At 74.9% G+C, this 19,886-nt stretch carries 16 protein-coding genes; 8 read left to right on the top strand and 8 right to left on the bottom strand.

The window, feature by feature from the left end; translation table 11 throughout:
- The first annotated feature begins 55 nt into the window (after positions 1–55).
- Positions 56–1,183, top strand: coding sequence for a hypothetical protein (locus SCATT_RS39340; RefSeq protein WP_014627553.1), 1,128 nt, complete (start codon positions 56–58; stop codon positions 1,181–1,183).
- 170 nt (positions 1,184–1,353) lie between these two features.
- On the opposite strand, the gene SCATT_RS05655 is transcribed toward SCATT_RS39340, so the two are convergent.
- The 4 genes from SCATT_RS05655 to SCATT_RS05640 form a co-directional block, all read right to left on the bottom strand.
- A complete protein-coding gene (locus tag SCATT_RS05655; RefSeq protein WP_014141981.1) occupies positions 1,354–2,772 on the bottom strand; it encodes a phytoene desaturase family protein in 1,419 nt (472 codons plus the stop codon).
- A gap of 322 nt (positions 2,773–3,094) precedes the next feature.
- A complete protein-coding gene (locus SCATT_RS05650) occupies positions 3,095–3,703 on the bottom strand; it encodes a TetR/AcrR family transcriptional regulator (protein ID WP_014141980.1) in 609 nt (202 codons plus the stop codon).
- A 67-nt stretch (positions 3,704–3,770) separates the two neighbouring features.
- Positions 3,771–6,038 (bottom strand): YhgE/Pip family protein, encoded by a 2,268-nt coding sequence (locus SCATT_RS05645; RefSeq protein ID WP_014141979.1) that lies wholly within the window; start codon positions 6,036–6,038, stop codon positions 3,771–3,773.
- The gene (locus SCATT_RS05640) at positions 6,010–6,960 is read right to left on the bottom strand and encodes an ATP-binding cassette domain-containing protein (protein ID WP_014141978.1); all 951 of its coding nucleotides are present in this window, start codon (positions 6,958–6,960) and stop codon (positions 6,010–6,012) included. Before SCATT_RS05640 ends, SCATT_RS05645 begins: the two co-directional genes overlap by 29 nt.
- A 208-nt stretch (positions 6,961–7,168) precedes the next feature.
- Here SCATT_RS05640 and SCATT_RS05635 point away from each other — a divergent pair, with 208 nt between their 5' ends.
- The 3 genes from SCATT_RS05635 to SCATT_RS05625 all read left to right on the top strand — a co-directional run bounded on the left by SCATT_RS05635 (position 7,169) and on the right by SCATT_RS05625 (position 9,836).
- The gene (locus SCATT_RS05635; protein ID WP_014141977.1) at positions 7,169–7,645 is read left to right on the top strand and encodes an SAV_6107 family HEPN domain-containing protein; all 477 of its coding nucleotides are present in this window, start codon (positions 7,169–7,171) and stop codon (positions 7,643–7,645) included.
- A 757-nt stretch (positions 7,646–8,402) separates the two neighbouring features.
- Positions 8,403–9,164, top strand: coding sequence for a methyltransferase (locus SCATT_RS05630; protein ID WP_014141975.1), 762 nt, complete (start codon positions 8,403–8,405; stop codon positions 9,162–9,164).
- Between the two features lie 270 nt (positions 9,165–9,434).
- On the top strand, positions 9,435–9,836 hold the full coding sequence (locus tag SCATT_RS05625) for a DUF3040 domain-containing protein (protein WP_014141974.1): 402 nt from the start codon (positions 9,435–9,437) through the stop codon (positions 9,834–9,836).
- 129 nt (positions 9,837–9,965) lie between these two features.
- Here the strand turns inward: SCATT_RS05625 and SCATT_RS05620 are convergent, their stop codons facing one another.
- The 4 genes from SCATT_RS05620 to SCATT_RS05605 all read right to left on the bottom strand — a co-directional run bounded on the left by SCATT_RS05620 (position 9,966) and on the right by SCATT_RS05605 (position 15,373).
- The gene (locus SCATT_RS05620; RefSeq protein ID WP_014141973.1) at positions 9,966–12,338 is read right to left on the bottom strand and encodes a transglutaminase family protein; all 2,373 of its coding nucleotides are present in this window, start codon (positions 12,336–12,338) and stop codon (positions 9,966–9,968) included.
- On the bottom strand, positions 12,335–13,654 hold the full coding sequence (locus SCATT_RS05615) for a DUF58 domain-containing protein (RefSeq protein ID WP_014627550.1): 1,320 nt from the start codon (positions 13,652–13,654) through the stop codon (positions 12,335–12,337). The genes SCATT_RS05620 and SCATT_RS05615 overlap by 4 nt, the downstream gene beginning before the upstream one ends.
- Positions 13,655–13,686: 32 nt before the next feature.
- Positions 13,687–14,682 carry an AAA family ATPase gene (locus SCATT_RS05610; RefSeq protein WP_014141971.1) on the bottom strand — a complete coding sequence of 332 codons (996 nt, stop codon included), beginning with the start codon at positions 14,680–14,682 and terminating at the stop codon, positions 13,687–13,689.
- Between the two features lie 157 nt (positions 14,683–14,839).
- Positions 14,840–15,373: a beta-class carbonic anhydrase gene (locus SCATT_RS05605; RefSeq protein WP_014141970.1), complete on the bottom strand. Its 534-nt coding sequence runs from the start codon at positions 15,371–15,373 to the stop codon at positions 14,840–14,842.
- 372 nt (positions 15,374–15,745) lie between these two features.
- Here SCATT_RS05605 and mraZ point away from each other — a divergent pair, with 372 nt between their 5' ends.
- From mraZ to SCATT_RS05580, 4 genes are all read left to right on the top strand, one after another.
- A complete protein-coding gene (gene mraZ / locus SCATT_RS05600) occupies positions 15,746–16,177 on the top strand; it encodes a division/cell wall cluster transcriptional repressor MraZ (protein WP_014141969.1) in 432 nt (143 codons plus the stop codon).
- Positions 16,178–16,492: 315 nt separating this feature from the next.
- On the top strand, positions 16,493–17,443 hold the full coding sequence (gene rsmH, locus SCATT_RS05590) for a 16S rRNA (cytosine(1402)-N(4))-methyltransferase RsmH (RefSeq protein ID WP_173405681.1): 951 nt from the start codon (positions 16,493–16,495) through the stop codon (positions 17,441–17,443).
- Positions 17,440–17,829, top strand: coding sequence for an FtsB family cell division protein (locus SCATT_RS05585; protein WP_014141966.1), 390 nt, complete (start codon positions 17,440–17,442; stop codon positions 17,827–17,829). The genes rsmH and SCATT_RS05585 overlap by 4 nt, the downstream gene beginning before the upstream one ends.
- 74 nt (positions 17,830–17,903) lie before the next feature.
- Entirely contained in the window at positions 17,904–19,874 is a 1,971-nt protein-coding gene (locus SCATT_RS05580; RefSeq protein ID WP_014141965.1) for a peptidoglycan D,D-transpeptidase FtsI family protein, read from the top strand.
- The last annotated feature ends 12 nt before the right edge of the window (positions 19,875–19,886 follow it).

Raw genomic sequence — 19,886 nt, 5'->3', positions numbered from 1 at the left:
GGATCCACCGCCCTGGGCGACGGCTTCGGTGACGACCGGTTGAGGAAGGGCGCGTATGGGCTACGCGTTGCTCTACATCGCGTTCGGCATCGTCGCGTTGTGGCTGCTCGGCGAGGTGCTCCTCCAGCACAAGGCGCGGCTGCGATGGCGGCTGTGCGCCTTCGCCGGCTTCCTGGGCGTGGTGGCGGGGGTGGTCATCCCCTCGGTCCTGGTGATCTGCCTGGGGGCGGTCGCCTTCGCCACCGGGCAGACCTTCGTCACCCTGTCCTACCGGCGCGGGTTCACGTCCGGGTGGGCGCTGGGCGGCCGGCCCGGTGCGAGCCGGCGCCGCCGGGCCGGTGGTCGGGGCGGCCGGGGGGCCGCCGCCGTGGAGTCCTCCGGAACGGGTGACGGTGGCGGTCGGCGAGGTGGCGGCCGGCGCCGCAAGGGCGGTCGCGGCGCGGCGGTGGCCGGAGCGGCGGGTGCCGCCGCCGCGGCGGCCACCGCGGCCACCGTCGAGGCGACCGCCGACGACCCCGAGGCCACCGCGGTGGGCGGCTTCGAGCCGTACGACGGCGGCGAGCCCGACGGCTACCCGGCCGACCCCGGCCAGCCCCACCCCCAGCCCTGGGCCGACCCGTCCGAACCGGTCGGCTACCCCGGCTACGACGACGCCTACGAACCCGACGTCTTCGGCAACACCACGCCCTACCCCGACTACGCCGACCAGCCCTACCCCCCCGCCCCACCCGCCGACCCCTACACCCCCCCCACCCCTCCCGGCGGCATCTGGACCCCCCCATCCCCCCGACCACCCCCATCCCGCGGAGCCCTACGACCCGTACGGGTGGTGAGCCCCGGAGTCGCGGCGGGGGAGGCGTGGCGCAGCGAGGTGTGGTCCGGGGCGGGCAGGCGGGTGGACTGCGTGCCGCGCCGGCGCGATCGGCCGGCGCGGTGCCGGCCCGGGCCCGTAGCCGGGTTGCGGTCACCCCGCCGGGTACGTGGGCGTGGTCGATTCCGCGCCGAGGCTTCGAGCCGCCGGGTCGGCGTGCCGTGTCCGGCGCGATCGGCCGGCGCGGCTGACGGCACGGTCGCGGGGTCGGGCTGCCCCCGCCGTCGGCGCGCCGGCGTTCGGGGCGGGGCGGCTGTCGTGATGGGCGGTTGCGGGTCGGCCGGTGTCGTGACGGGGTTGGCAACGTGGTAGGGGCTGTCTCCCCCTCCCTACGCTGGCGTGCCCGGTGCCGGGGCGGGATGTCCGGGGCGGGGCGGCCCGTTGAGGGGCCGGGGGCAGCGGCTGTCGTGATGGGCGGTGTCGGCACGGGTCGACAAGACGGCGTGGGCCGCCCCGGGCGGTCGGGTGCCCGGCGCTGGGGGTCAGCGGCTGCCGCCGGGGCCGCCGGCGATGAGGTCGGCGACGATGGCGGCGGACATGCCGGCGTGGGCGGGGCCGCCGCCGGGGTGGGCGGAGCCGCCGACCAGGTAGAGGCCGGGGGTGCCGCCCCGGTTGGCGGTGCGCAGGAAGGCGCCGTCGGCCCCGGCGAGGACCGGGGCGGGGACGGCGCCGCCGGGGGCGCCGGTGGCCGCGGCGACGTCGGCCGGGGTGCGTACCTCGCGCCACAGGAGGCGGTCGGCCAGGTCGGGTATGGCCGCCCCGACCGCCCGCGTCACCCGGTCCGCGAACGCCTCCGCGTACCCCGGCGCCGTCCAGTCGACCGGGCCCTGCGGACGCACCGTCACCGTCAGGACGGCCGACTCGTGGCGGTCGTCCGGCCGCAGCGCCGGGTCGTCGGGGCGCAGCACGGTGACCGTGGGCGCCTCCTCGTCCGGGGTGCCGGAGCCGTGCACCACGGTGCGGTGGGCGGTGCCGGACGGACGGGCGCCGCGCAGCGCCAGCAGCACCGTGAAGCGCGCCAGATCACCCGGGAGCGGCGTGCCGGGCCTGCCGTCCACCACCACGTCCGCCTCGGCCACCTCGCCGTCGGCCAGCTCGACCCCGGCCGCCCGGCCGTCCCGTTCGACGACCCGGGTCACCTCGGCGCCGAAGCGGAACGCCACGCCCCGCGCCACGCACCGGTCGTACACCGCGCCGGCCAGCGCCCGCATCCCGCCGGCCACGTACCGGGTGCCGAAGGTCTGCTCCATGTACGGCAGCACCACCGCGCTCGCCGGGGCGGTCGCCGGATCGAGGCCGTACTGGAGCGCGTACCCGGACATCAGCGCCACCAGCCCGGGGTGGCCCAGCTCGCGGGCGGCCAGCGCGGCCAGCGAGGGGACGGCGCGCCGGAAGAGCCCGCGCCGGGCGGCCGGGTAGGGGTCGCGGCCCAGCGGCGTGGGGTCGGCGGCCAGCGTCTCCTCCAGCAGCGGACGGCGGGTGACCTCCCACACGTGCCGCGCCCGGTTCATCACCTCGCCCCACCGCTGGCCGGCCCCCGCGCCCAGCGCCGCGTCGAGCGCCGCCACCACCCCGGCCCGGGAGGCGTCCGGCAGCGCGAACCGGGTGCCGTCCGGGAGCACGTGCGCGCTGGACGGGTCGGTCTGCCGCACCTCGACCACCGACTCCAGGGTGCCCTTGCCGCCCCGGCTGGTCTTGATGAACAAGTCCCGGTAGACGGCGGGCAGATGGAGCAGCCCGGGGCCGGTGTCGAAGGCGAAGCCGTCACGTTCGTAGCGGCCCACCCCGCCGCCGTACGTCGCCGCCCGCTCGTACACCGTCACCCGGTGGCCCGCCGTGGCCAGCCGGGCCGCCGCCGCCAGGGCGCCCATACCCGCGCCGATCACCGCGATTCCTGCCATGTCCGGGACTCTATCGGCCACCACCGACAACGCCGCACCCCAGGTTCCGGCCCGCCCGGTGAGCCCGTCGCACCGGGGCTGAGTATCCGTACCTAGGCACCCAGTTGAGTAGCCGCACGGATGGGACGGGGGCCCCGGGGACGAGAGAGTGGATCACGCGGACGGCAGTGATCATCCGGAACCGCCGGCACGGGGCGGCGGAACGGACGGCACGGTCCGCACGGGGGAAAGAGCGGGGGAAGCGCTGGTCCGGCGCGGCTCGACGGGGGATCGAGCCGCGCCGGACCAGCGCGCTCGCGCTCGGGGGTCGGGGGACGAGGGGCTACGAGCCGCTGCCGCCGACCCGGCCCTGGAGCAGCCGGGACAAGGCGGCGTGCACGTCGTCGATGTTCCGCTCGGGCTGGAACGCCTGCCAGTCGAGCGCGGCCACCAGCACCATCCCGAACAGCGCGGACGCGGTCAGCGGCACGTCGATCTCGGCGCTCAGCTCACCGCCGTCCACCGCCTCCCGCAGCACCTTCTCCACCACCGCGATCGCCTCCTGCCGGACCATCATCAAGGTCGACTGCCAGGCCCGGTTGGTGCGCCACAGCTCGGCCACGTAGAGCTGGGTGAACGACGGGTAGCGGGCGATGAAGGCGAGCCCGGCGCGGATCATCGCGTCCAACGCGTCGACCCGGCTGCCGCCGGCCGCCGACACCCCCTCCGCCGCCTCCCGCAAGGACGCCGTCAGCAGACCGACACCGTGCCGCAGCAACTCCTCGAACAGGTCGTTCTTGCTGGCGAAGTTGTAGTAGACGGTGCCCTTGGCCACCCCGGCGCGTTCGGCGATCTCGTCCACCGTGGTGGAGGAGAACCCCTTCTCCGCGATCAGGGTGACCGCGGCCTCGTAGAGCTTCTGCCGGGTCGCCTCGCGTCGTGCGCTGTTCATGGCGCTGATTCTCCTCCCCCGGCGGGGTGCCCCGGGCGCGCGGCCCGGGGCACCGTGGCGTACCGGTTCACAAGCTGATCTCGGGGTGCAGCCGGTCCACCGTCCACACCTGCTTGCGGCGGGCGGTCCACGCGGTGAGCGTCAGCGCCCCGGCGGTGAAGGCGGCCAGCACCAGGCAGGCCCGCCACACCGGCCACATGTCCCCGCCGGTGATCAGGTGGCGCAGGCCGTCCACCACGTAGCTCATCGGCAGGAACGGGTGGATCCAGTTGAAGAACGCCGGCGAGGTCTGCACCGGGTAGGTGCCGCCCGCGGAGGTCAGCTGGAGCATCAGCAGCGCCAGCACCAGCACCCGGCCGGCCGGGCCGAACCGCGCGTTGCACCACTGGACGAGGGTGGTGAAACAGGCCACCACCAGCAGCAGGAAGCCCACCGTGCCGGCCGCCCGGACCATCTGGAGCCCGATCGCCCAGTGCAGCACCGACAGCAGCGCCGCGCTCTGCAGCACCCCGATCCCGGCCACCGGCAGCCAGCCGGCCAGCGCGATCCGCCACCCGGAGGCCCCGGCGGCCAGCGCCCGCCTGCTGAGCGGCTGCATCAGCATGTACGCGACCATCGCGCCGACCCACAGCGAGAGCGGGATGAAGTAGGGCGCGAAGCCGGTGCCGTAGTTGGGCGCCTTGTGCATGTCCTCGGCGGCCAGCCGCACCGGGTCGGCCATCACCCCGGCCCGCTGGGTCCGGGCGTCCTTGCCGTAGTCGGGGATCTGCCGGACGCCGTCGGCCAGGCCGGTGGCCAGCTGGTTGGAGCCGTCGGAGAGTTTGTACAGACCGCCGCTCAGCGACTGGGCGCCGGTGGACAGGTCACCGATGCCGCTGTTCAGGGCGTTGCCGCCGTTCCGCAGCTTGCCGATGCCGTTGTCGAGGGCGTTGCCGCCGTTCTCCAGCTTGCCGAGGCCGCCGTCGAGGGCGTTGGCGCCGGTGCTGGCGTCGCGGTTGCCGGCGTGCACCCGGTCGGCGCCCGAAGCCACCTGGTGGGCACCGGAGTTGAGCTGGTTGATCTGGCGCACCGCGTTGTCCAGGTCGGACGACAGGTGCGGGGCGTCGTCGGCGAGCTTGCCGGCGAGCTGCTGCAACGAGGCGAGGTCGCCGTCGAGCTGACGCAGGCCGTCGGTGTCGTTCTGGACGACGGTGTGCACGTCGTGCGCCACCCGCGCGGTGAGCTGCGCGGCGTCCACCGCCTTCTTCAGCGCGGCGCAGTCGACGCCCAGCCCCTTGACGTCGCCCGCCGCGCCGCCGCACTGCCGCTGGTAGGCGGCGGACAGGTCGTCGTACGCGGACTGCGCGTCGCTGTCGGCCTGCGCGGCGGCCTGCGGCAGCTTGGCCAGGTTCTCCCGGATCACCCGGGAGCCGTCGGCGACCAGCCGGGCCGCGTCGGCGATCTCCTGGCTGTGGTTCTTCAGCACCGGCCGTACGGTGTCGGCGAGGCCGCCCACCTTGTCGGCGAGCTGCTGGGTGCCGTCGGCCACCTCGTGGGCGCCGGCCGCCACCTTCGCGGAGCCGCTCTCCAGCGTGTCGAGCCCGCCGGCCAGCTTGCCGCTGCCCTGCTTGGCGGTGCCGAGGCCGTCGGCGAGCTGTCCGCTGCCCTGCTTGGCGGTGCCCAGGCCGTCGACGAGTTCACCGCTGCCCTGCTTGGCCTTGGTGAGGCCGTCGTTGAGCTTGGCGGCGCCGTCCTTGGCCTTGCCCAGGCCGTCGTTGAGCTTGGCGGCGCCGTCGGCCGCGGTGCGGGTCTTGTCGTGGATGTCGGAGAAGGCCAGGAAGATCTTGTCGTAGAAGCCCCGGGACGCGGTCGCGGAGGCCGCCGAACGCACCTCGGAGAAGACGGTGCGGGAGATCTGGCCGACGATGTAGTTGTTGGCGTCGTTGGTCCGCACCTGGAGCGCGCCGGTCTGCGGGTCGTCGCCGCCGCTGGAGGCCACCCGGTGGCTGAAGTCGGCCGGGATGGTCAACGACAGGTAGTACGTGCCGTTCTCCACGCCCTTGGCGGCGTCCTGGGCGTTGGTGTCGACCCAGTTGAAGCTCTTGCTGCGGTTGGCCCGCAGCTTCTTGACGATCTCGTCGCCGGCGGCGATCCGTTCACCCTTGACCGTGGCGCCCTTGTCCTCGTCGACCAGGGCCACCGGCACCTTGTCCAGCCGGCCGTACGGGTCCCAGAACGAGCACAGGTACAGCGCGCCGTACAACAGCGGCAGCAGCAACGCCACCAACGCCGCGACCGGCAGCTTCCCTCGCCCGAACTTCCGCAGCTCAAGCGCTGCCAACCGTGGCGCCCGCATCGGCCGCCGCCCCCTTCCGTATGGTCTCCTCCGCCGCCTGGCGCGTGCTGCCCAGGCGTACCGTCAGCGCGTCCGGCACGTCCCCGGGCGGCTCGGTGCACACCGCGAGGACGGTCACCCCCGAGGCGGCGACGGAACGCAGCGTCCGCCAGGCCGCGGCCCGGTCCTCCGTGGACAGCTTGTGGTCCACGTCGTCCAGCGCGAGCACCCGGGGGCCGGACAGCAGCGCCAGCGCGATGCCCAGCCGCAGCGCCTCCAGCCGTTCCAGGTCGCGCACGCTGGTGCGGGGGCCCTTGGGCAGCGTCCGCGGGTCGAGCCCGGCCGTCGCCAGCGCCTCGGCGATCCGGTCGCGGGCGTGGGCCGCGCGTTCCTTGCGCGGGCGCAGCAGTTGGCGCAGCGAGCCGCCGAACCGGCTGACCAGCAGGGCGCGTTCCCGCAAGTGCTCGGCGACGGTGAGCGCCGGGTCGAGTTCGGCGATCCCGGCGACCGGCCCGATCCCGGTGATCCCGCGAACCTGGGCGAGCTGCTTGGGCAGCCGGAACCCGGCCACCTCGGCGTGGCCCTCGGTGGCCCGCATGCGGCCGGTGAGCGACAGCAGCAGGCAGGTGCGCCCGGAACCGGACGGTCCGGCGAGCGCCACCAGGCTGCCGGCCGGGGCGTCGAAGGTGACGTCCTGGAAGACCCAGCCGCGGGGGCCCTTGAGGCCGAAGTGGTGGGCGCGGACGGTGGCGGGGGCCGTCGTTCCGGCCGGTGCGGTCGTTCCGGCGGGGGCCGCCGGCGCCGTGGTGGACGGGGTGTCCGGGGCCGCCGGGGTCGTCCCGGAGGCCGGACCCCCTTGGGCCGTGCGGGCCTGCTCCGGGGGTGTTTCCGGTGGCCGGTCGGCGGCCGTGGCCCGGCTGTGCTGCGCGCGCCCCTGCTGCACGTGCCCCTCCTTCGTTCACGCGGTGGTTCGTCTTGCACTGACTGGTCAGTCTAAAAACTAGGATGCCACATCCTCCGCCCGGCTGTCCTCCGGGTGCCCCAACTCCCGCCGCGCATACGGGATTTCCCCAGGTCAGGGTCGATTGTCAGTGGTGTGCCCGACTATGGGCGGTGACGGTGCGAACCGTCACCGACGACAGGAGGTCGCCATGGCTGCCACCGCCGCATCGCGTCGCCGTCCGATCCCCGGAGGCCGGTCCGCCGGTCCGCCGGCCGACGTCCACCCCGTCCTGCGCCGGGCCACCGCCTCGCCCGCCGCCCTCGACCTGCTCGCCCAGGCCCGCCGCGGTCTCGCCGAGGCGGCCGAGGCCCCCACGGCCAACGAGCGGTACGCCACCGCGCATCTGGCCGCGCTGCGCACCGCCGCCGCGGTCCTCGCGGTACGCGGCCGTCCCGAGGCCACCCCGCGCCGCCGCCGGCGCATCCGCAGCGCCTGGGAGGTGCTTCCGGAGGCCGCCCCCGAACTGGCCGAGTGGAGTGCGCTCTTCGCCTCCGGCGCGGAACGCCGGGCACGGGCCGAGGCGGGCATACCCGGTGCCGCGACCTGGCGCCAGGCGGACGACCTCCTCCGCGCCGTCACCGTCTTCCTCCGCCTCGTCCACCGCCTCCTGGCCCTCCCCTCCTGACGGTTCGCTCACGCGGGTTCGCTCGCGCTGGCGGTCAGCGGGCCCGCTACGCGCTGGCGGTCAGCCATTACTCCGTGGCCCGGTTCGCCCGTTTCAGGGTGCCGGGGTGGCCCCCGTTCGCCCCTGTCCGGTGGGTGGTTGGTGGGGTTTTGGTTGGGTTCGGCACCGGGTGGGTTCGCCTTGGGTGCGTATGGGGTCGGGGGCGCGCCGGGGGTGACTCCTCGCTCCCCGTATCCGCCACAGCTTGGCTCCGGCCGCTGGGTCGCTGCGGGGACACCCCCGGCACACCCCCTCCTGTCCGTTCGCGGGTGCCTCTCTTCGCGGGTGGGGGTGAGTAAGGAGGTTGGGGTGACCCCGATTTCCTTTCTCACCCACCCCGTGCCGCAGCGCGGAACGATGCGGAACGGGGGCGTGCAGGGGTGTCCCCGCAGCGACCCAGTAGCCGGAGCGCAACCGTGGCGGATACGGGGAGCGAGGAGTCACCCCGGAGGGCCCCCGGGAACCCAGGCAGACAGTGCGCATCCCGCGCTATGCGATGACAGCCACGGGTGGGCGGAGGGAAACATCCGTGACGCCAGCCACGACGAGAGGGGGACCGGGGGCACCCGGGGAGGTAATGGCTGACCGCCAGCGCGAGCGAACCGCCACGGCGAAAGGGGAACGGGCGCACCCCGAGGTAGTGATGGCTGAGGTCGGCGAAGCCTTATGGTGGAGCGGCCAGTACGTGGAACATCCGTGGATGAGGAGCCGTCGCGCCGTGTCAGACCCGCTGCGCCCCCGCGCGTCCCTGCGAACCGCCGTGGTGTGGGAGGTGCTCAAGGACGCCTTGGAACGGCGGGCCAAGGCCGCCGTTCCGGAGGGGTCGGGGCTCGACGTCCTCGACACCGGCGGCGGCACCGGCAACTTCGCCGTCCCCGTGGCCGAACTCGGCCACCGCGTCACCGTCGTCGACCCCAGCCCGGACGCGTTGTTCGCCCTGGAGCGCCGGGCCGCCGAGGCCGGGGTCACCGACCGGGTGCGCGGGGTGCAGGGCGACGCGGGCGGCCTGCTCGACGTGGTGGAGAGCGGCGCCTACGACGTCGTGCTCTGCCACGGGGTGCTGGAGTACCTCGACGACCCGGCTGGCGGCGTGCGCAACGTGGTGCGCGCGCTGCGCCCCTCCGGCACGCTGAGCCTGCTCGCCGCCGGCCGCAACGGCGCCGTGCTCGCCCGCGCCATCGCCGGCCACTTCGGCGAGGCGCGCCGCGGGCTGACCGACCCCGACGGGCGCTGGGGTGAGGGAGATCCGCTGCCCCGGCGGTTCACCGCCGAGGAACTCACCGCCCTGGTCGGCGAGGCCGGGCTGGAGGTCGCCTCGGTGCACGGCGTGCGGGTCTTCGCCGACCTGGTGCCCGGGGTGCTGGTGGACACCGAGCCGGGCGCCGTCGAGGCGCTGCGCGAGCTGGAGCTGGCCGCCGCCGAACTCCCCGCGTTCCACTCGATCGCGACCCAGTTGCACGTCCTCGCGCACCGCGGCTGACCGGGCACGGAACGTCCGCGGCGGATGTGGCGTCGCTCCCATCGCGGACCGCTGCCTTCCGGCCGCGCGGAACGTATCATCGAGGTAAAGCAAGGGCAGCATGAGGAACCCACCCGCGGGGAATGCACTTGTCGCACACCGCAGGTGCGCGATCAGTGGATCAGCGGGTGGCCAGGGGCAGAGGGGCGGGTTTCCCGGGGGCGCAACCCTGCCTATCCTGAAAGGGTCGTACCGGTCGCACCCCCTGCGACCGACGAGTAGGAGGACTCCGTGCCGCTCTCGGAGCACGAGCAGCGCATGCTGGAGCAGATGGAGCGAGCGCTCTACGCCGAGGACCCGAAGTTCGCGTCGGCGCTCGAGGGCAGCGGGCTGCGCACGTTCACCCGGCGGCGCGTCTACCAGGCGGTCGCCGGTTTCCTGGTCGGCATCGCGCTCCTGATGGCCGGTATGGTCGCCCAGCAGATCTGGATCAGCGTGGTCGGCTTCCTCGTGATGCTCGGCTGCGCGGCGCTCGCCGTGACCGCTTGGCGACGGTCCGCCAAACCGGAACAGTCCGCTCCGGGACGTGTCGGCCACCACCCCGGCCGGCCCCACCCGCGCCGCAAGGGCAGGGTGATGGACCGGATCGAGGAGCGCTGGCAGCGCCGCCGCGACGAGCAACAGGGGCCCTGACCCTCCGTTCCACCCGTCTCCGCCGGACCCCTCCGGTTCGGACCTCTCCGGTCCGGGCCGGAGGGGTCCGGCGTCTTCCGTGCGGTGCGCGCCCCCGGCGGGGGAGGCCGACACGCCCGGCGGCGCCCCTCAGCGGCTGGGACGCAGCGTCGCCAGCGCCGCACGGCAGCGTGCCGCCACCGCCGTGCGGAGTTCCGCGAACCGGCGGCCGAGGCGGGCCGCGGAGCGCGGGGCGAGCCGGGCCCGCAGGCGGGTGCGCCGGTCGGCCCCGGCGTGCAGGGCGGCGCACGCCCGGCGCACGTCGTCCGCGAGGCCGTCGGGGACGGTGGGGGTGGCCGGGGCGTACAGGACGTGCTCCACCGCGTCGCCGAGCCGTCGGGCCGACTCCGCGGCGGGGCCGGCGAGTCCGAAGACGCGCACGACACGGGCCGCGGCGCGGCGTGGCGTCTCGGCACCGTCCGGCGTGGCGCCGAGGTCCCACGCGGTGTCGACGAGTTCGCGCCAGGCGGCCAGCACCGCCTCCCGCGCCCCGGCCGCCCCCGCCGCCCGGGCCAGCCGCACCGACCGCTGCCGCACCCGCCACACCGCCGGCACCGCGCCCAGCGCCAGCGCCAGCAGCGCCACCAGCCCGAGCAGCGCGTACCCGGCCCACGAGCCGTCCGACGGCATGCCCACCGTCACGGTCGTGGTGCCCGTGCAGTCCGCCCGCCCCGGGTGGCCCGATCCGTCGCACGAGGCGCTGGGGGAGGGGCCCGGCGCGGGGACCGCCCCGGAGCCGTGGCGCGGCCCGGACGGGTCCTGGCCGCCCGGGGACGGCGTGGTGGGGCGGGTGTAGTCGGGGGTGGAGCCCCGGCTCGGGGTCGGCTCGAACCGGGTCCAGCCGACGCCCTCGAAGTACAGCTCCGGCCAGGCGTGCGCGTCCTTCAGCCCGACCAGGTACGAGTTGTCCGACTGCGGGGTGCCCGGCGCGAAGCCGACGTCCACCCGGGCCGGGATGCCCAGCGTGCGGGCCATGGCGGCCATGGTGAACGAGAAGTGCACGCAGAACCCGCGCTTGTCGTGCAGGAAGCGCACGATCGCGTCCGGACCGCTGCCCTCGGCGACCTTGGTGTCGTAGGAGAAGCCGCCGGTGGTGGTGAACCACTGCTGGAGCCGCACCGCGCGGTCGTAGGCGGTGGTCGCCCCCTCCGTGACGCGCAGCGCGGTCTGCCGCACCTCGGCCGGCAGGTTCGCCGGCACCTGGGTGTACTCCTGGCGCAGCCTGGCCGGCGGGGCGGGCGCCTCGGCGAGCTGCCGCGCGGTGGGCTGCACCAGCAGGCTCGTCACCTGGTAGCGGGTGCCGGCGGTGGTCTGCCCGTGGTCGCCGACGAGGGTGCGCCCCTCCGGCTCGTACCGCCAGCTGCCGCCGGTCTTGACGCGCACCGCCGGGTAGGGCATCGGCAGGTAGGTCTGCACGTAGCCGGTGGCCGCCGCGAAGGTGGTGTTGACCTGCGCGACCTGTACCGCGGAGCCGAGTCCGGCCGGGGTGGGCAGGGTGTCGGGGACGTCGGTGACCCGGCGCTGCGAGGCCCGCCAGGTGGTGCCGTCGAACTGGTCGAGGGTGAGGATCCGCAGGTACATGTCGGCGGCGTCGTCGGTGGTGGTGCGGTAGCGCAGCACCTCCTGGTCCTGCGGCTGGTTGAGGCTGGACTGCAACGACACCAGCGGGTTGACCGCGGCGATCGTGCCGCCGCCGCGGCCCAGGCCGCGTACGGCCCCGTCCGGTGTGAGCAGCCCGGCGCCCATCGCGGGGAGCGCGGCCGGCACCAGCAGCGCGAGGCCGACCGCCAGCGCCCCGATCCGCCGGCCGCCCCGCACCGGGGCCGCCGTGCCCGTCCCGGCCGGTACGAACCCGGTACGCCGGGGCGCAGGGCCGAAGACGCGCCCCCAGCGGGTGAGCCGGTCCCGCCCCTCGGCGAGCAGCATCACCAGGTAGCCGGCGGCGGTGAACAGGAACCACAGCCAGTGCCCGCCGCCCTCGTTGAGCCCGGAGGCCACCGAGTACAGCGCCAGCAGCGGCAGCCCGGCGGGCGCGGCGCTGCGCAGCGTCACCGCGATCACGTCCACCACCAGCGAGAAGAGCACCACCGAGCCCACCAGCAGCAGCCGGATCCCGGCGGTGACCGGGGCCGGCGGCGCGTACTGGCCCACGTCCTGCACGCCCTCGGTCAGCAGGTGGCCGAAGGCGAGCAGCGCCCGCGGCCCGGGCACCAGCCCCAGCAGCGCCTGGCCGGGCACGAAGACCAGCGTCATCAGCAGCAGCGAGACCAGCGCCTGGGCCGCCACCGTCAGCGCGCGGCCCAGCGGCACCCGCCGGGCCAGCGCCCCCACCGCGGCCTGCACCGCCACCAGCAGCGCCGCCTGCACGTACCAGGTGACCGGGGTGGCCAGCGGCAGCAGCGAGGTCGCGGTGAGCAGGCAGGCCAGCACCGCGCACACCGTGAGCCGTCCGCGTCCGCTCACCTGGCGGCCTCCCTCGTCCCGCGGGCGTCCACGCCGGCCGCCCGCCGCCACAGCTCCGGCAGCAGGTCGCCGGGGCGCACCGCGACCGCGCTCCACCCCGCCGTCCGCAGCACCCGCAACGGTCCCTCCACCGCCGTGCCGTCCTCCTGGGTGTCCACCACGAAGGCCACCGCGGTGCCGCCGCGCCGCCGCAGCCGGGCTACCGAGGACGCCTGCGCCTCGTCGAGTTCCCCGAGGAAGGCCACGAGCAGCCCCTCGGTGTCCCCGCGCAACGCCTCGTGCGCCCGGGACAGTTCGGTGCCCTCGGAACGTTCGACCACCGCGAGCGCGTCCAGCAGCACCCCGGCGGCCTCCGACGCCTCACCGCCGCCGCCCGCGGCCCCCATGGCCCAGGTGGCCGGCACCGCGCTGCCGGTGTCGGTCACCACCCGTGCGGTGAAGCCCTGTTGGAGCATGTGCACCACCACCGAGGCGGCCCCGGTGACCGCCCACTCGAACGCCGAGTCCGGGCCCTCGCCGGGGAAGGCGGTACGCCGGGTGTCCAGCAGCACGGTGCAGCGCGCCCGGTGCGGCTGCTCCTCGCGGCGCACCATCAACTCGCCGTAGCGCGCGGTGGAACGCCAGTGCACCCGGCGCAGGTCGTCGCCGTGCCGGTAGCCCCGCGGGATGACGTCGTCCTCGCCGGCCAGCGCCAGCACCCGGCTGCGCCCGTCACCGTAGCCGGGGGCGTCGCCGCCGAGGCGCACCACGGGCAGCCGTTCCACCCGGGGCACCACGGTGAGCGTGTCGGAGTCGTCGAAGGGGCGGGTCAGTTCGCACATCCCGAACGGGTCGCAGAGCGTCAGCTGCAACGGGCCCAGCGGGTACCGGCCGCGCAGGTCGGAGCGGACCCGGTAGGAGACCTCCCGGTGGCCGCCCGGCTCGACCCGGTCCAGCACGAACCGCGGCCGGGGCCCGAGCACGTAGGGCACCCGGTCCTGGAGCATCAGCATCCCGGTGGGGAGCCGGGAGACGTTCTCCACCCGCAGCACCACCCGGGCCTGCGACATGGCCGGCACCCGGGTCGGGGTCAGCCGCCGGCCGCCGGCCGCCCGGTAACGGGTGCGGGCCACCACGACCACGCACACCAGCGGCAGCGCCACCAGCAGCGCCGCCACCCGCAGCAGATCGGGCTGGCCCAGCAGGTACGAGCAGACCCCGGCGGCGGCCCCGGCGGCCAGGAAGGAACGGCCGCGGGTGGTCAGCCCGGACAGGGCGCGCGGCAGCCCGCCCCGGCCGCCCCCCTCGGCGGCGCTCCCGTCCGGCGGCCCCGGCACGGCCGGCCGGACCGCGGGCGCGGACGGCCGCCTCACAGCGCCCGGCCGCCGGATTCCGCGTCGTACGGATCGGGCACCGGGGTGCGCCGCACGATCTCGGCCACCACCTGTTCGGCGCCGACCCGGTTCAACTGGGCCTGCGCGGTGGGCAGCAGCCGGTGCGCGAGGACCACCGGGGCCAGCGCCTGGACGTCGTCGGGCAGGACGAACTCCCGTCCGTCCAGCGCCGCCGCGGCCCGGGCGGCGCGCACCAGGTGGAGCGTGGCCCGCGGCGAGGCGCCCAGCCGCAGATCGGGGTGATCCCGGGTGGCGGCCACCAGCTGCACCGCGTACCGCCGTACCGCGGGGGCCACGTGGACCGCGCGCACCGCCTCGATCAGGCCGGTGATGTCGTCGGCGTCGGCCACCGGACGCAGGTCGTCCAGCGGGTTCACCCCGCCGTGCACGTCCAGCATCCGCAACTCGGCGTCCACGCTGGGGTATCCGATGGAGACCCGGGCCATGAAGCGGTCCCGCTGCGCCTCCGGCAGCGGATAGGTGCCCTCCATCTCCACCGGGTTCTGGGTGGCGATCACCATGAACGGGGTGGGCAGGTCGTAGGTGGTGCCGTCCACCGTGACCTGGTGCTCCTCCAGCGACTCCAGCAGCGCCGACTGGGTCTTGGGCGAGGCGCGGTTGATCTCGTCGCCCACCACGATCTGGGCGAAGACCGCGCCGGGCTTGAACTCGAAGTCCCGGCGCTGCTGGTCGAAGACGCTCACCCCGGTGATGTCGGAGGGCAGCAGGTCGGGGGTGAACTGGATGCGGCGGACCGAGCAGTCGATGGATTTCGCCAGCGCCTTGGCGAGCATCGTCTTGCCGACCCCGGGCACGTCCTCGATGAGCAGGTGGCCCTCGGCGAGCAGGACGGTCAGGGCGAGCCGCACGACCTCCGGCTTGCCCTCGATCACGTTCTCCACCGAGTCGCGTACCTTCGCCGCGATGCCGGTCAGTTCACCGAGGTTCACGCGTGCGTCATAGGTCGTCACTCGGCCCTCCTAGGCCCGTCGGAACCCCGGTCCAAGGGTTCCAGGAGCCGGCTCCCGGTCACGGACCGGCCCTCCCCGATGGATGAGCGGCACCGGGGCGCCGGTGCCGCTCGTTGCATTGTTCCCTTCCCCGGACCGTCACGTCACGGGAGCGCCGTTACTCGGCCGTGATTTCCCGCAGCAGGCCGGTGTGCACGTCGAAGACGAAGCCGCGCACGTCGTCGGTGTGGAGCAGGAACGGGGAGGTGCGCACCCGGTTGATGGACTGCCGCACGTCCTGGTCGACGTCGGTGAAGCCGTCCACCGCCCAGGTCGGCCGCTGGCCCACCTCGTGCTCCAGCTCGGTGCGGAAGTCCTCGGTGAGGGACTCCAGGCCGCAGCCGGTGTGGTGGATGAGGACCACCGAGCGGGTGCCCAGGGCCCGTTGGCTGATGGTCAGGGAGCGGATGGTGTCGTCGGTGACCACGCCGCCGGCGTTGCGGATGGTGTGGCAGTCGCCCAGGTGCAGACCGAGCGCTGCGTGCAGGTCGATCCGGGCGTCCATGCAGGCGACGACGGCGACCTTGAGCACCGGGCGGGCGTCCATGCCCGGGTCGGTGAACTGGTCGGCGTAGGCGCGGTTGGCGGCGACGAGGCGGTCGGTGACGCTGCCGGTGACCGGCTCTGCGGGGGTGGACGAGGTAGTGGACATGCCTAGACGTTAATCGGCGCCGCCCGGCCGCGTCCCGCTGGGTCGGCCGGGAAAAGGGCGCATACGAGGGCGCATCCTCGGTCAATGTGCCGCCCTGTGAGCTAACCCACAGGGCTGGAGCGCCCGCCGCCGACCGGGTGAATGACGGGCAGGGGGCGCACGCGCTCGCCGACCGCCACCGGTATGCGCCGCCCTCCGCCCCCCTCCACCCGCCCTGGCCTGCGGTTTTTACACCCGCATGGCCTAGCGTGCGGTCCAGCGTGCGATTGACGGTGGGGCGCGGTGGAGTAAAGTGGCGCGAAGTGGGAGACGGATGTGCTCCCACTGCGCTGTTTCCGACGGCACGAAGCCGGTCGACCGCGGGAGGTGCGGATGTTCCTCGGGACGTACGCGCCCCGGCTGGACGACAAGAGCCGGCTGGTCCTCCCCGCCCGGTTCCGCGAGCAGCTCGCGGCTGGCCTGGTGATCACCAAGGGGCAGGAACGCTGCCTGTGCGTATGGCCGGAGGCCGAGTTCCGCGCGGTCACCGAGCAGTTGCGGCAGGCGCCGGTGACCTCCAAGGCCGCCCGGGACTACATGCGGGTGCTCTTCGCCGGCGCCACCGACGAGGTCCCCGACAAGCAGGGCCGCATCACCGTGCCGCAGCCGCTGCGCGAGTACGCGGGGCTGACCCGCGACTGCGCGGTGATCGGCGCCAACAACCGGGTGGAGATCTGGGACGCCGCCGCCTGGGAGAGCTACCTCGCCGCCCAGGAGGAGAGCTTCGCCGCGCTGTCGCAGGAGGTGCTGCCCGGCATAGTGTGACGGCGTCCCATTCCGCCACGTTTTCCGTTTCCGTACGTACGTCCGCGTACGTGACCCCGGCAGCCGCGGGGTACGTGACGCCGGGCCTCCTCCCGCTCCACGGTCTGCTGGTGCCCCTTCCCCGGCGCCAGCCGGCCGCTTCCCCTTCCGAGCGGGCGGGGACCCGGGGCCACGTCCCCCGCCACCACCCGACGATCGAGGGCCCCACCCAGATGAGCACCACCCGCGACACGACCTTCCCGCAGCCGTGGCCACGCCCTGGCCACGCCGGTGCCGGGGAGGGGTGCTGACGTGGAGCCGCGGCACGTACCCGTCATGCTGGAGCGCTGCCTGGAGCTGCTCGCCCCGGCGCTGCGCGAGCCCGGCGCCGTGGTGGTCGACGCCACCCTCGGCCTCGGCGGCCACAGCGAGGCGCTGCTGACCGCCTTCCCGCAGGCCAGGCTGATCGCCGTCGACCGCGACCCGGCCGCGCTGGAACTCGCCGGCAAGCGGCTGGCCCCCTTCGGCGACCGGGCCACCTTGGTGCACGCCGTCTACGACGAACTGCCGCAGGTACTCGGCCGGCTCGGCGTCCCCGAGGTGCAGGGCGTCCTGTTCGACCTCGGCGTCTCCTCGATGCAACTGGACGAGGCGGAACGCGGTTTCGCCTACGCCCAGGACGCCCCGCTGGACATGCGGATGAACCAGGACACCGGGGTCAGCGCCGCCGAGGTGCTCAACACCTACCCGCCCGGCGAACTCGTGCGCATCCTGCGGACCTACGGCGAGGAGAAGTTCGCCCGCAAGATCGTCGAAGCGGTCGTCCGGGAACGCGAGCAGGAACCGTTCACCAACAGCGCCCGGCTGGTCGAGCTGATCCGCCAGGCGCTGCCGCAGGCCGCCAAGCGCACCGGCGGCAACCCGGCCAAGCGCACCTTCCAGGCGCTGCGCATCGAGGTCAACGGCGAACTCCACGTGCTCGAACGGGCGGTCCCGGCCGCCGTGGCCGCCCTGGCGGTGGGCGGCCGGATCGCCGTCCTCTCCTACCACTCGCTGGAGGACCGGCTGGTCAAGCAGGTGCTGGCGGCCGGCGCGACGAGCACCGCGCCGCCCGGCCTGCCGGTGGTCCCCGAGCGCTACCAGCCGCGGCTGAAGCTGCTCACCCGCGGCGCCGAACTCCCCACCGAGGAGGAGGTGGCCGCCAACCGCCGGGCCGCCCCCGCCCGGCTGCGCGCCGCCGAACGGATCCGCAAGGACCCCTCCGGCGCGGCGGAAGGGGCGCCGTGACCCGCAGACCCCGCCCCGTCCCGGCCCGTACCGGCAAGTCCCGTCCCGCGCCGGCCCGTACCGGCCGGGCCCGCGCCGCCCGCGCCCCGTTCGTGGTGCTGGTGGTCGTCCTGCTGGCCACCGGGCTGGTCTCGCTGCTGCTGCTCAACGCCGCCATCAACCAGGGCTCCTTCCAGCTCGCCGAGTTGAAGAAGGAGACCACCCGGCTCACCGACGAGCGGCAGGCGCTCCAGCAGGAGGTGGAGCAGGACTCCGCCCCCGGCACCCTCCAGGAACGGGCCCGCCGGCTGGGCATGGTGCCCGGCGGCACCCCCGCCTTACTCACCCCCGACGGCTCGGTGCGCGGCGTCCCCGGATCGGCCTCGGCCACCCCGGGGGCGCCGTGAGCAGCCGCCGCCGGCCCGCCGCCCGGGTCGGCGCCCTGGTCAGCAGCTAGTCGTGACGTCCGGAAGGTGACCGCGTGATCGAGCAGAGGCCGCCACGGCGGGGGCAGCTCCCGCGGCCCGCCGAGGGGGAGAGGAAACCACGCCCGCAGGGCCGCCCGCGTCCCGCGCCGCGGGGCCGTCCCGCGCCGCAGGGCCGCCCGGCCCGCCGTGGTGGCGGCGGGACGCTGCGGCTCGGCCGCCCCCGGCCCCGGCTGCGGCTGGTCGCCGTCCTCCTCACCCTGGTGCTCCTCGCCTTCGTGGTACGCCTGTTCCAGGTGCAGGTGGTCGACGCTCCGGCGTACGCGGCCAAGGCCGACGTCAACCGCTACCAGCCGGTGGAGGTGGCCGCGGTGCGCGGCGACATCACCGACCGGGCCGGGGTGCCGCTGGCCACCAGCGTGGACGCCTACGACATCACCGCCGACCCCTACCTGTTCACCCCCGGCCAGGCCAAGCGGCCGGACGCCCCGCAGCGCGCGGCCCGCCTCCTCGCCCCCGTCCTCGGGGTGGACGCCGGCACCCTCGCCGCCCGGCTGGCCACCCCCAAGAGCCGCTACGTGGTGCTCGCCCGGCGCCGCTCCCCCCAGGTGTGGAACCGGGTCAAGGAGCTGAAGAACGCCCCGGCCGCCCGCCCGGCCGGACCGGGCGCCGCCGGACTGCTCGCCGGGGTCCTCGCCCAGAGCACCAGCAAGCGGGTCTACCCGGCCGGCGACCTCGCGGCCGGCGTCATCGGCTTCGTCAACGGCGAGAACGCCGGCGCCGGCGGTCTGGAGGCCGCCCTCAACGGCGAACTGGCCGGAAAACCCGGCCGGATGACCTTCGCCGCCTCCGGAGCCCAGCAGATCCCCGCGGCCGGCATGCAGCAGCAGCCCGCGGTGCCCGGCGCCGACGTCGAGCTCACCATCGACCGCGACATCCAGTGGGCCGCGCAGAACGCCATCACCCGGCAGGTCGAGGCGGCCCACGCGGACCGCGGTTACGTGGTGGTGCAGGACGCCCGCAACGGGCAGATCCTCGCCATGGCCGACGCCCCCGGCTTCGACCCCAACGACCTCACCCACGCCGACCGCGCCGCCCTCGGCAACGCCGCCCTCCAGGACGCCTACGAACCCGGCAGCGTCAGCAAGCTGGTCTCCATGGCCGCCGTCCTCGACCAGGGCGTGGCCACCCCGCTGACCCGGGTCGTGGTGCCCGGCACCCTCCAGCGCGAGGACCGCGTCTTCCACGACGACGTCGACCACGGCACCTGGGACCTGACCCTCAACGGCGTCCTCGCCAAGTCCAGCAACATCGGCACCATCCTGGCCACCGGCCACCTCGGCCGCACCCAGTTCCAGGCCGACCAGGTGCTCTACGACTACCTGCGCAAGTTCGGCATCGGCGAGCCGACCGGGCTCCGCTTCCCCGGCGAGACCCCCGGCATCTTCGCGCCCCCGCAGAAGTGGTCCACCTCGCAGCAGTACACCATCCCGTTCGGCCAGGGCCTGTCGGTCAACGCGGTGCAGGCCACCTCGATCTACTCCACCATCGCCGACGGAGGTGTCCGGATCACGCCCACCCTGGTCAAGGGGACGGTGGGCCCGGACGGCCGGTTCACCGCGGCGCCGGCGCCCAAGCGCACCCGGGTGGTGAGCGAGCAGACCGCCAGGACCCTCTCCCGGATGCTGGAGTCCGTGGTCGGCGACGAACAGGGCACCGGCACCGCCGCCCGCATCCCCGGCTACCGCGTCGCGGGCAAGACCGGCACGGCCAACCGGGTGGATCCGGTCACCGGCCGCTACCACGGCTACACCGCCTCGTTCATGGGGTTCGCCCCCGCCGACAACCCCCGGATCACCGTCTCCTGCGTGGTGCAGAACCCCACCGTGGGCAGCTATTTCGGCGGTCCCAACTGCGGACCGGTCTTCAAGGAGGTCATGGAGTTCGCCCTCAAGACCCTCCAGGTGCCGCCGTCCGCCACCGCCGCCGCCCCGTTCCCCGTCGATTTCCGGCCGGAAAACCGGTGACACCGCCGTGAC

Origin of the sequence: Streptantibioticus cattleyicolor NRRL 8057 = DSM 46488, from assembly GCF_000240165.1 — a bacterium.
Lineage (GTDB): Bacteria > Actinomycetota > Actinomycetes > Streptomycetales > Streptomycetaceae > Streptantibioticus > Streptantibioticus cattleyicolor.
The sequence above is the reverse complement of the archived record's forward strand: the minus strand, read 5'-3'. Positions and strand labels throughout refer to the sequence as shown.

Excerpts from the sequence above, each read along its gene's own strand:
- rsmH (WP_173405681.1), top strand. The coding sequence starts at position 16,493 with ATGCTGGAGCGCTGCCTGGAGCTGCTCGCCCCGGCGCTGCGCGAGCCC.
- mraZ (WP_014141969.1), top strand. The coding sequence starts at position 15,746 with ATGTTCCTCGGGACGTACGCGCCCCGGCTGGACGACAAGAGCCGGCTG.
- SCATT_RS05635 (WP_014141977.1), top strand. The coding sequence starts at position 7,169 with ATGGCTGCCACCGCCGCATCGCGTCGCCGTCCGATCCCCGGAGGCCGG.
- SCATT_RS05650 (WP_014141980.1), bottom strand. The coding sequence starts at position 3,703 with ATGAACAGCGCACGACGCGAGGCGACCCGGCAGAAGCTCTACGAGGCC.
- SCATT_RS05605 (WP_014141970.1), bottom strand. The coding sequence starts at position 15,373 with ATGTCCACTACCTCGTCCACCCCCGCAGAGCCGGTCACCGGCAGCGTC.
- SCATT_RS05645 (WP_014141979.1), bottom strand. The coding sequence starts at position 6,038 with ATGCGGGCGCCACGGTTGGCAGCGCTTGAGCTGCGGAAGTTCGGGCGA.
- SCATT_RS39340 (WP_014627553.1), top strand. The coding sequence starts at position 56 with ATGGGCTACGCGTTGCTCTACATCGCGTTCGGCATCGTCGCGTTGTGG.
- SCATT_RS05655 (WP_014141981.1), bottom strand. The coding sequence starts at position 2,772 with ATGGCAGGAATCGCGGTGATCGGCGCGGGTATGGGCGCCCTGGCGGCG.